Source organism: Labilibaculum euxinicum, assembly GCF_963678175.1.
Lineage (GTDB): Bacteria > Bacteroidota > Bacteroidia > Bacteroidales > Marinifilaceae > Labilibaculum > Labilibaculum euxinus.
Genome location: NZ_OY782756.1, coordinates 2,034,117 through 2,046,353 on the forward strand (window position 1 = coordinate 2,034,117; position 12,237 = coordinate 2,046,353).

The 12,237-nt window shown below is 36.7% G+C and carries 7 protein-coding genes and 1 pseudogene; 6 read left to right on the forward strand and 2 right to left on the reverse strand.

Annotated features, from left to right (window positions below; genetic code table 11):
- The first annotated feature begins 65 nt into the window (after window positions 1-65).
- Window positions 66-1,499 (forward strand): OmpA family protein, encoded by a 1,434-nt coding sequence (locus tag ACY0M5_RS08335; protein WP_461631438.1) that lies wholly within the window; start codon window positions 66-68, stop codon window positions 1,497-1,499.
- Window positions 1,500-1,812: 313 nt separating this feature from the next.
- On the opposite strand, the gene ACY0M5_RS08340 is transcribed toward ACY0M5_RS08335, so the two are convergent.
- Complete coding sequence (locus ACY0M5_RS08340) at window positions 1,813-2,145, reverse strand: family 20 glycosylhydrolase (protein WP_306598757.1); 333 nt, start codon at window positions 2,143-2,145, stop codon at window positions 1,813-1,815.
- 147 nt (window positions 2,146-2,292) lie between these two features.
- The gene (locus ACY0M5_RS08345) at window positions 2,293-2,424 is read right to left on the reverse strand and encodes an AraC family transcriptional regulator (protein ID WP_231610765.1); all 132 of its coding nucleotides are present in this window, start codon (window positions 2,422-2,424) and stop codon (window positions 2,293-2,295) included.
- Between the two features lie 176 nt (window positions 2,425-2,600).
- On the opposite strand from ACY0M5_RS08345, the gene ACY0M5_RS08350 reads away from it, so the two are divergent.
- From ACY0M5_RS08350 to ACY0M5_RS08370, 5 genes and pseudogenes are all read left to right on the forward strand, one after another.
- On the forward strand, window positions 2,601-4,988 hold the full coding sequence (locus ACY0M5_RS08350; RefSeq protein ID WP_461631439.1) for a glycoside hydrolase family 2 protein: 2,388 nt from the start codon (window positions 2,601-2,603) through the stop codon (window positions 4,986-4,988).
- A gap of 599 nt (window positions 4,989-5,587) precedes the next feature.
- A pseudogene (gene tnpA, locus ACY0M5_RS08355) lies at window positions 5,588-5,893 on the forward strand (IS200/IS605 family transposase).
- A gap of 239 nt (window positions 5,894-6,132) precedes the next feature.
- A complete protein-coding gene (locus ACY0M5_RS08360) occupies window positions 6,133-9,312 on the forward strand; it encodes a SusC/RagA family TonB-linked outer membrane protein (protein ID WP_461631440.1) in 3,180 nt (1,059 codons plus the stop codon).
- A 14-nt stretch (window positions 9,313-9,326) separates the two neighbouring features.
- The gene (locus tag ACY0M5_RS08365; protein ID WP_461631441.1) at window positions 9,327-10,907 is read left to right on the forward strand and encodes a RagB/SusD family nutrient uptake outer membrane protein; all 1,581 of its coding nucleotides are present in this window, start codon (window positions 9,327-9,329) and stop codon (window positions 10,905-10,907) included.
- Between the two features lie 21 nt (window positions 10,908-10,928).
- Window positions 10,929-12,170: a glycan-binding surface protein gene (locus ACY0M5_RS08370; protein ID WP_461631442.1), complete on the forward strand. Its 1,242-nt coding sequence runs from the start codon at window positions 10,929-10,931 to the stop codon at window positions 12,168-12,170.
- Window positions 12,171-12,237 lie beyond the last annotated feature (67 nt).

The following is a 12,237-nucleotide window of genomic DNA, read 5'->3' on the forward strand; positions in this document are numbered from 1 at the left end:
GTGTATTTTATAATGAGAAAAAAATTACAATCAACAGTATTCGTGAAAACTCAAGAAATCAATCAATGAAAAAATATAAAATACAGGTTCTAATTGGATTTTCCCTCTTTGTTTTTGGATCAGTTAAAGCCCAGAAAGCAGATCAGTTTTTATCACTTGATATGAGTAGTGGACTGCATAGCATGCAGTATTCTCTTCAAAATGGGAAAGCAAAAAGACAGTTTGGATATGGCTTCCATCTGTCTTACAGCTATTTTTTAAATTCACATTGGGGAGTGCAGACAGGTATTGGAATGCAGAAGTGTCGAACTAAGGCAATCTTAAATTATCAGTCGAGTACCAGTGAAATTGATTCTGATGGCGATTCGTATGAGTTTCGTAACAGGTTTGATAATTGGCAGGAAAAACAAGATGTCTTTTTTGTTGACATTCCGTTATCCTTACAGTATCAAAAGATGTTAGGGAAAAAATTTGGGATTTTAGCTGGGTTAGGGGCTCAAATATCTATTCCTGCACAGGCCACTTATGAAACAACAGGAGGTGAAATGGTAACCACTGCCTATTACAGTCAGTGGAATGTAGAGTTATACGATTTACCGCAACATGGTTTAGGTTCGATTACAACTAAATACAAAGGCGACATATCTTTAAATCCATCTTATTCTGCGATTGCAGAATTGGATGGGTTTTATCAAGTATCTGAGAAAATAGATGTGTATGCAGGATGTTATTGTAACTATGGTTTTAATAATTTAATAAGCCCTGAGAAAAAAATAGTTTATCAGCCAGACGGGGTTTATAATGGGATCTTAGCATCAGATCAGGTTTCTAAGGTTAATCTGTTGGCATTTGGACTTAAAGTTGGAGTCCGTTTCCGGATAAATAAGGTAAGGCGCAGAATTAGCAAGAAAACAGGATCAATGAACGAGGTACAAACAGCAGAATATTCTGGTTCGTTGCTCCCGGCAGGTTCGGTAAAAGAAGAATTAGGTATTGAATCAGCAAAAACAGGATCAATGAACGAGGTACAAACAACAGAACATTCCGGTTCGTTACTGCCCGCTGATTCGGTAAAAGAAGAATTAGATATTGAACCAGCAAAATCAGAAATTAAAACCTCAGTTAATAAAGAAGAAACACCAATTGAAAAGGCAAGACAAATATCAGACTCTATGAATCTGGAGTTTAGTTTTAATTCAATAGAACTTATAAAAGAGCAAGATAGTAATTTCCAGATCTTGAGTAATCTCTTGAAAGAAAATCAGGAAATACAGTTGCAAATAATTGGACACACATGTAATATCGCAGATTATGAAACAAATATGATAGTTGGTTTAAAAAGAGCAGAATATGTAAAGTCTAAATTAATTGAGTTGGGTGTTCCTCCTTTTCAAATGGAAATAGAAAGCAGGGGTTTAAATGAGCCCCTTTTTGAAAATACATCCGAAGAAAACAGAGTGAAAAATAGAAGGGTGGAAATAAAGGTTATCTCTAAATAATGAGGTTTTGTTGGATGAGCAGGAGAGAGAGAGGGATTATGCCTCTCTTTTTTGTTTTCGTTATGAGTACCGTTAAGAATCCCAAATGGTTTCTTCTTATCCCTTTTTCAATATCTTAAAATAGGTTCAAAAAAAGAGAGTCTCAAATGAATGAAACTCTCTTTCTAGATTAGAATAATACAATTAACATCTTATGGAGTTATTGATTTTAGTGTAATTTCTCCGAAGAACTCTTGTTCTTTTTTTCAATAGTGCTTCATCATTTGCGATCAATCATTTTTCCCAATCAAGATCATTGCATAAATGCCGCTAATTAATCCTTATGGTAGTTTATTTCAAGTAGATCCCATCTTTTTTCTAATTTTGATAATGAACCTAAAAACTTAGAGTAATCCTTTTCTTCTTTGATTGTCCAGCCAACTTCGGCATATGCAGCCAGTCTTGGAAATATCTGTAAATTCATTTTCTGAACTGTTGGAATCCATTCACTCCACATCTGACATCCCAGTCCTGGAATTTTGGAATCATATTTTGGATCCAGACCTTCGGGGATTGGATCGAATGAATAGGCTTTAGTCAAGGGAATTGTTTCATACTCTTTTGCAACTGGATGATTCAAATGAACATGTTCGAATAATTTCTTCACCACTTTAAAAATTATCTGGTTTTAGAATGACTTTTATTAAAACCTTTGGTTGGAACATTTATTAAAAAAATCAGGAAGGAAGTCACTTCCCTGGGTTCAGGCTGTTATTTTTAATACAGGTTGTAAATAGAAGATGGTTTGTGTGGTTTAGTCCAATTTCCGATCTTTGCTGGGTGAAATGTCAAAAATACTTTTAAAGCTTTTTGAAAAGCTGGAAAGGCTGTTGAATCCAACACTGTTTAGTATTTCGGTAATGTTACCTTTCTTGTTTTTGATCATTTGAACCACTTTTTTAAGCCTGTGGTTTTTTAGGATGTCTTTGGTTGATTGGTAATGGCTTTTAGTTTGCGGTATAAATGCGTGGAACTAAGGTTCATTTTTGAGCTGATCATTTCAACGGATAAATCAGGATTACTAATAAAATAACTAACAATATTTGATAAGATTAGAAGATAATGATGAGATTTAGATTGAAAATAGTTTTTGTATTTGTTCTCTGTGTGGGATTTTTGTCGTGTGCACAGACACACAAGAGAGAGTATGTGAAAGGAAGAAATTCTTTTAATAAGGGTTGGGAGTTTGTTAAAGATGTGAACGTACCGGTTGATGAATTGATGAATCGCAATGACCAGAATGTTTCATGGGAAAAAGTTTCTTTGCCTCATACTGCAAATATAGAACCTCTGGTGATTAACGGCGATCAGTGGCAGGGAACCTGTTTTTACCGCAAATATTTCTCAGTTTCCAAGAATTTATCCGGTAAGCATTTGGGATTGTATTTTGAAGGGGCTATGCAGGTTGCAGAGGTATTTCTGAATGGTAAGCTGCTTTATACCAATTTGGGAGGTTACCTTCCTTTTTATGTGGATATTACAAAAAGTGTTGAGTTTGGAGTTGATAATTGTCTTCTTGTAAAACTGAATAATGAAGACAATCCTGTTGTTCCACCAGGGAAATCATTAAAAGTTCTTGACTTCAATACCTATAGTGGAATTTATCGCAACGTTTGGTTGGATGTAAAAGATCCTTTACACATATCGAACGAAATGGAGGTGAATCACATTGCTGCAGGAGGTGTATTTGTAACTTATAGTAATGTTAGTGAAGAGTCGGCTAAGGTTCATGCTCAGGTGGATATGAAAAACGATTTAGCCACTGAAAAAGAAGTGGAAATTCAATTGGAATTAATTGATGAGACTAAAGCAGTAGTTGGGAGCTCTTCTCAAAAACAAGCACTAAAAGCCAATTCTACAGCAAAAGTAAACACGGATATAGAAGTTAAGCAACCAAAACTTTGGTCGCCTGGTTCTCCGTCTCTTTATACTCTCAGAATTAAAGTATTGTTGAAGGGGGAGGAGTTGGAGATCAGAGATGCAAAAATAGGAATCAGAACATTTAGCATCACTGCACAAGAGGGGTTTACAATAAATGGAAATCCTTTGTATTTGAGAGGAACCAATCGTCATCAGGAATATCCATATGTGGGATATGCTATTTCAGACAATGCCAATTACAGAGATGCCTGGAAAATTAAGATGGCAGGTTTCAATTTTGTCCGCTTGTCGCATTATCCGCAAAGTCAGGCTTTTTTAAATGCCTGCGACGAATTAGGTATATTGGTTATGGATGCCATACCTGGCTGGCAGTTTTTTGGGGATGAGGAGTTTCAGAAAAATGCAATTCAAGATATACGCAAAATGGTTCGGGTTGATCGGAATCATCCTTCCGTTATAATGTGGGAATCTTCCTTGAATGAATCGGCAATGAGTCAGGATTTTATGGAGAAATCACACGAAGCAGTTCATGAAGAATTTCCGGGAACTGATGTTTATACTTGCGGTTGGAAAGATTTTGCTTACGACGTTTTTAATCCTGCACGTCAACACGCTAAGCCTCCATATTACTGGAATAAGTATGAAAAGGACAAACCGTTTTTTATTGCGGAGTATGGTGATTGGGAATACTATGCTCAAAATGCCGGTTTCAATCAAAAAGCCTTTCAGGATTTGTCTGATGAGGAGCGTAACTCCAGACAGTTAAGAGGTTTTGGTCAAAAACGATTGGTGCAGCAAGCCTTGAATTATCAGGAGGCTCATAACAGTAATCTTCAGGGAAAAGCGATAGGTGATGCCAACTGGCTGATGTTCGATTACAACCGTGGCTATGCGCCGGATCTGGAATCTTCTGGAATCATGGACATTTTCCGTCTGCCTAAATTCGCCTATTATTTTTACAAAAGTCAGACAAATATCGGAGAATCAAAATTGAAACAATTTGCCGAACCAATAGTGGCTATTGCCAATTATTACAATGATCCATCCTTTTTAAATGTGAAGGTTTACAGCAATTGCGAGGAGGTAGAGCTGTTGGTAAATGGCAAAAGTGCAGGAAAACAAAAGCCTGATCAGGATAAAAACAGTACTCATTTAGCGCATCCGCCGTTTTCATTTCAGTTAACCTCATTTACACCAGGCGAACTGGTGGCAAAAGGATATGTGAATGGCAAAGTGGTATCCCAAGCAGTTCAGAAAACTCCGGGTGAAGCTGTGGCTTTGAAATTATGGATTGATGAGAGTAGTAAAAAATTAGCAAGCGGGTGCAACGATCTTGTGTTTGCATATGCTGCGGTTGTCGATAAAGAAGGGAACATACTTCCTTTGGCGGAAAACAGTATCCAATTTATGATTTATGGAGGAGCAGAGATTATTGGAGCAAATCCTGTTGATGCCGAGGCCGGAATAGCAACTGTTTTACTGAAGGCAGGAGACGTATCGGGTAATATTAAAGTAACTGCTGTGTCGGATGGTTTACAGGAGGGTTCTATAGAAGTACATGTAGAATAGTAATGTATTAAATATCGCAGAAGGGACAGCATGCAAACCTTCTGCGGTGTTTCTGATAATAGATAGGTGATTCGCATCAATTCGAAAATTTGCGCATAAAAAAAAGAGAGAGGGAGTTTCTTGTTTGTATATAAAAGGTTGATTTGTTGTTTTTTTATAGAGGTGTGGTTGTTTGTGTTCTCTTGAGAGTTCACTTTGAGATCATCTCAAGAGAAATTGTATTATTTGGTGTCTTTTGTATATTTATCGAAAAAAAATTATCATAAAATAAATTGGATTGTTATAAATATCGATCTGCACATAAGTGACATTATAATGTTTTAGATATCCAATGTATTGATAATGTTTTATTCGAAGAGAATACCTTGAAGCTCTGCCCCGGGGAGGATAGAGGAAAAGTTTGAAAAACGGATGGTTTTTCATACCACTTTGAAGAAGTGTAGTTTTGAGTTATGGATGATCATATTAAAAAAAGACATAACAAAACACTGCTTTTGTATCATGTGGTTTTTCCTGTAAAACACATGAATTCAGTTATTATAGATGAAGTTGGAGTTGGATTGAACGAAATCTGTATTGAATTGTCATAACGCCATGAAATACAATTTATAGAAGTTGGTTATGAAGAAAACCACGTTCATTTCTTAATACAAAGTGTGCCCAGTTTGTCTGTGAGTGAAATGTGTATGAAAGTAAAGAGTATCATGGCGAAAGAAATTTTCAGACGTTTTCCGGAAGTGAAGACCAAGCTTTAGGAAGGGAACTTTTGGACAAGTGGCTACTGTGCAAGCACAGTTGGTCAATACAGGAACAAAGATGTTATCAAAAAACATATTGAAAATCAAGGCAAAGAAGTAAAATATCAAAAAGAGTATGAAGCTCAGCTTATTCTTTTTGATTTCTAATACCTCGGGGCTCTCCCGGGGTAGTTTATTCGTAATTCCGAATGAGTGTTATGGTGTTGCGAATAAATTATAACCCCTTCATATACTACTCCATCCCCTCGAATTTAAATAATACCATTGAATTAAATACAAAAGTATCCTAAATGAGAAACATAAAGACCCTCTTGTAACTATAGCTAGGTGTATTTTTATTGAGTTGCCCAAGAGGCTTGTTGTTTTAAACTAAAATCTATCTTATTATGAAATTGAAATTTAGTGTACGCATGAGATGGTTGAATGGAGAATATAGAGTTCTTCTTGCCATTGTGCTGATGAATTTAATTGTGTTGCCCGTTTTTGGGCAAAAAATACCAATATCGGGCGTTGTAAAGTCGAGTTCGGATGGTGATGCTCTGCCGGGTGTAAATGTCATCATAAAGGGGACATATCAAGGGACTATTACTGATATCAATGGCGCCTATAGCTTAGAGGTTGAAGATGGAGAAACATTGGTTTTTTCGTTTATAGGTTTTGAAACGAAAGAGGTTTCTGTCAAAGGACAAAATGTGATTAATGTTTCATTAAAAGATGAATCTCAGCTTATAAATGATGTTGTTGTAATAGGTTATGGAACAACAACCCGTAAAAATATAACCGGTGCCATTTCGTCAATTAGTGCAGATGAAATTGTTAAAACCAATCCTACAACTTTAACTCAGGCTTTACAAGGGCAAGTGGCGGGAGTTATGGTGCAGGCTGTATCAGGGCGTCCAGGATCTGGAAATAGTGTTTCAATTCGAGGTATCACTTCTTTGGGAGGTTCTCAGCCCTTATATGTAATTGATGGTGTACGTATGTCAAAAGGTAGTGATCCAACAGTAGGATTAAATACGGACGATATCGCATCGGTTGATGTTTTGAAAGATGCTTCGGCCACCGCCATTTATGGTACTGATGGTACAGATGGGGTAATTATTATCACTACCAAACGTGGGCATGTTGGAGCTCCAACCATATCTTATGGTTATAAATATTCTTTATCCGAAGTGCCTAAAAAATACGATTTGATGAATTTAAAAGAGTATGCAACTTTTTTGAATGAACGAAGCCAAGATAATACTTGGTCTTTTGATGCCAGACCAGAGTTTGCCAATCCAGAATATTTAGGTGTGGGTACGGATTGGCAGGATGCTTTATTTAGAATGGCTCCTACTCATGACCATACGATTAGTGTAAATGGTGGAGATGAAGTGACACAATATGTGTTGTCTGGATCATATAATAATACGGAAGGTATTGCCTTGGGTTCAAGTTTTGAAAGGATGACTTTCAAGCTTAAATTGGATAACCAAACAACCAAATGGATGAAAATAGGTACAGATGTGTCATTTTCATATGTTAAAGAAAATAAAAGTGAGTCCTCTGGTGGTGTTATTCAGAAAGCTTTAGAGATGAGGCCTAATATCCCTGTACAAAATGCTGATGGGAGCTATGGTGGTTCAACTGAAGACTTGGGTTGGGTACCACCTCAGCCAAACCCATATGCATTAGCGCTTATTAATGACAACAAAGAAAAAAGTAGAGTGTTACGGAATAATTCGTATGCTGAAATTAACTTTATAAAAGGCTTAAAGCTGAGAAATGAATTTGGGGTGAGTTTCACTGATTGGACTGCTGATAAGTTTGAACCAACTTATGAGTTGGGAAATGCAATAAGGGATATAAATTCTTCATTTTATCAATATAGGCAGAGTCAATATTTGTCTGTAAGCAATTACCTTACATATAATCATATGTTTGCAGATCATTATAACTTGACAGCGATGGTTGGTCATGAGGCTCAGCTTTCTAAAGGCGAAGATGTATCTGCTGGGCGTAGTGATTTCCCTTCAAATACTGTAAAAACCATTGGTGCAGGAGATGCAACCACAGCTACCAATAATGGTCGTAAAACGCATAATTCAACAGAATCATACTTTGGACGGGTTGACCTAGGTTTATTTGATAAATATATTTTACAAGGAAATGTTCGTTACGACGGTTCATCAATTTATGCTAAGGAAAATCGATGGATCTTGTCTTATTCAGGATCTGTTGCATGGAACATTAAAAATGAAAACTTTCTGAAAAATGTACATGTGATTAATGCCTTAAAATTACGTGGCGGATATGGTTTAACGAACAGAGCCGGGGGGACTGATTATGCTTATGCATCCGTGCTTTCTGCATGGCCAACAGCTCTATCTGGCGTATCTCAAATTACCACAAAAATTGGAAGCCCTGATTTGACATGGGAGCAAACGAAGTCTTCCAATATAGGGCTTGATGTTACTTTGTTTGATTGGCGATTAAATATTGGATTAGATTTTTATCTTAAACAAACTGATGAACTGGCCTTACAAGTGTCATTGCCTTCATATGCTGATACAGGAATAGGTTATGTCCCAGGTACAATAGATGCGCCATATGGCAATTTGGGATCCATGGAAAACAAAGGTTTTGAGTTTAAAATCGGATCCACTAATATTAAAACCAATAACTTTACCTGGAAGACCAATTTTACCTTTTCTCTTAATAGAAATAAAGTTGTTAAGTTAAATTCAGAAGGTGCTTTTATTAAAGGTGATTTAAGCAGAACTGTTGCCGGAAGGGCAATAGGTGAATTTTATGGCTATGAAGTAGAAGGTGTTTATGCCAGCCCTGTTGACTTTTTAGGTGATGAGGCAAAAGGTATCCTTCCTCATGCAAGGCCGGCTAAAAACGGAGAAATATTACCTTATGGCAAGGCTGGAGGTAGTATTTGGTATGGCGACCTTATGTTTAAGGATCAAAACGGCGATGGCATCATTGATGAAAGTGACCAAACTTACCTTGGATCTCCAATTCCACTATTTCAGATTGGATTTAATAACTCAGTTACCTTTAAGAATTTTGATTTGAATATTTTCTTTAGTGGTAGCTATGGCAATAAAATATATAATAAAATCCGCATTAATACAGAAAATCCACGTGCTAATCTCTCCTACTTTAGTTCAATGAAAGATTATGCCAAACTTGCATTGGTAGACCCGGAAGGATCTGACAGTGATGTGAACAATGTATATGTTATGAATGCTGATACTAAGATTCATGGGGTTAGAAATGACGATACCAATGGAAACACAAGAACTTCAGACAGGTATATTGAAGATGGGTCATTCTTAAAATGTAAAAGTGTTACTTTAGGATATAGATTTTCAGAACACCTGCTTCGTAAAGCGAATATTTCTTCTTTAAGGGTTTATGCGTCTGTAACCAACTTATTTACAATCACTAACTATTCTGGTCTTGACCCGGAAATTGGATCATGGAATCCTAGGAATGCTGGAGTTGATAGCGGTTATTATCCTCAGCCAAGGATATTTACATTTGGTGTAAATTTATCTTTATCAAATAAATAATTAAATAAATTGCTATGAAATTAAAGTCAAAAATAATTTACTTAACTGTTGCTATTGCAGGTCTTTTAGCATCTTGTAGCGATACGTTTTTAGATCGTCCGCCACTATCTAACATCAGTTCAGGTAACTTTTATCAAACCTCTGAAGATTTAAGATTGGCAACAGCTGCTTTATATGCTGGTGCTCAATGGGGGAGTTTGAGTTATTTTTCGTTCCTTCAAATCGGTGAAGTGATGAGTGGAAACATGATACTTGGTTATAATGATGATGCAGTTCAGATAAATAACTTTGCAGTTACTGGGTTGAATAGTGCTGTTATTACTTACTGGAGATCAATGTATGCTGTAATTCAGCATTGTAATATTACGATTAATGCAATTACAGAGAAAGCTCCCAATACCATATCTGCAGAGGAAATAAACGGAGCAATTGCAGAAGCTAAATTTATACGCGGATATGCTTATTTAAATCTTGCTGTTTTGTGGGGGGATGTTCCTATAATTGAGGATCTTAATGATTTGATAAATGACCCTTTGAAGGAGAGGAATATTGCGGATGACGTATATCAGTTTGTAGTAAACGATCTTACTTATGCTGCAAAATATTTGCCGGTAAGCGATGAAAAGGGTAGGGTAACAACCTGGTCAGCACAAGGACTGCTTGCTAAAACTTATTTAACTTGGTCTGGGTTGAATTCTACATCTGGAGGGCAACGAAACGAAGCGCTTCTTGATAGTGCCAAACTGTACGCGGGAAATGTATGTCATGACAGTGGCTTAGAGTTAATGGATAGCTATGAAGACGTATTTAAGTATGAATTTACTGATGACGAAGAAATTTTATTTTCTCTTCAATGGTCTCCTGTAGATCAAGGATGGCTGAATGGAAATATGCTTCAATTATTTTCAAGTGCAGGTTTCTCTATTAACGGAGTTACACCTTGGTTCGGTATTCGACCTACTTATGATATGTATCTGCAGTATTCAGAGGCAGATTCTGTTAGGCGTAAAGCTACTTTTATGTATAAAGGGGATCATTATGCTGAGTTAAATCAAGAAAAGGGAGGTGTAGACTATACAGGTGATGCTGGTTTAAAGAAACATATCGTAGGTAATGAAAAAGATGTTAATGCGCCAACAATGGGTGTATTCTCTTCGGCTGAACATACCCCTTTATTAAGACTGTCAGATGTTTATCTCGTGTATGCAGAAGCTATTTTAGGTAATAACGGCTCAACAAGCGATGCAGAAGCACTGTTATACTTTAATAAAGTACATAAAAGAGCCGGCCTTGAAGCTGTAACTGAGATTAATGATGATGCAATGCTACGAGAAAGAAGGATTGAGTTGGCGGCAGAGAGTCAATATTGGATGGATTTAGTAAGACTTTCTTATTATAATCCTACTAAAGCTATTGGTCTTTTAAATGGAGGTGAAAGAGTGATATTTACACTTAATGATGCTGGGGTAGCAGAACCTCAAGATGCATATGGTATCATTACCCCGGCAAACATAAATACATTTAAACTACCAATCCCTTCAGATGAAATCACTGCAGATCCTAAGTTGTTGGATGAACCGGTACCTTATTTTTAATGAAAAATAAATAGAATAATTATGAAAAAAATAATGTTTAATCGTATTCATTTCGCGATGTTAGTCTGTTTTGTCATTTTAGGAATACAGCTTACGTCTTGTGAAAAAGAAGAGGATAATTCACCTGTTATTACAGGGATACGTAATTACGCTCCTGCCCCCAATGACACGATTCTTGATGTATTGGTTCCCGGACAGTATGTTGTATTGGAAGGTTCAAACCTTCAGAACGCATCGTTGATTACCTTTGATGGTATACCAGCCACGATTGATAATGGTATATTAGCCGGGAATTATGCGGTGGTAAAGGTTCCTGATGTAATTCCTTTTCCTTTGGTGGCAGAGGTAGATGTAAACAAAGTTAGATTTGTTAACACCAATGGAGAAACAAGTTTTGATTTTCCAATACTTGCAGGGCCTCCTGCCATTACTGGCGTTTCAAATGAATTACCAACACCAGGTACTGTTGTTGCCATTAGTGGGACTAATTTGTTTCAAATTGAATCTTTTAGTTTTGGAGGTACAAATATTGCGGATTTTCAAATATCCGAAGACGGAACATTTATTACATTTACTGCTCCGGAATTGACTCAAAGCGGGCCAGTAAAAGTTGTTACAAGATCAGGAGTTGATTCTACAATTTTTGCAGTGAATGATTTTGAAACTGGGATGTTATGTAATTTTGATGATATAAATACTTTCAGTTGGGGTGCAGAAATTAAAAATGATAGTCAAGAGTTCCCTGGTAATCAAGGTAATTTTGCAGTATTAAACAGTGATGTTCTTGCTCCGTGGTCCGGTGACTGGTGGTCCGGTGGTCGTAGTATTAATCTAAATAGTACGCAATTAGTGTCTGTTGAAGATTTGGTCTTACCTGTTGATAATTTTGCCCTTAAGTTTGAGCTTAATGTTCCCGGCGATTGGATTGGAACTCAATTGTATGTTATAAAAGATTATTCTTTTGAAGCCGACCCATCCTACCAGATGCTTTGGGAGCCTTGGTTAGTAGCTAATGGAGCCCAAACTTTCTCAGCAACAACTGCTGGTCAGTGGGTGACAGTAACTTTACCGCTAACAATGTTTAAAGTAAAAGATGACAATGACGTAGAAGGCAAAGGTGACTCTGCTGCCAGTTTAGTCGAATTACTAGGTGATACCGGGAGTGGTCAAATAATTATATACACTGCCAATAAAACTGAAGTGCCAACTGAAACTGGTTTCCGAGGTGCTTTTGATAATATTAGGATTATAAGAATTAAATAACTGTTTAACTGAAACAATAGTTAATCTTATATAGGCCTGTAGGTTTTTACTTCAGATAGTAATTCCT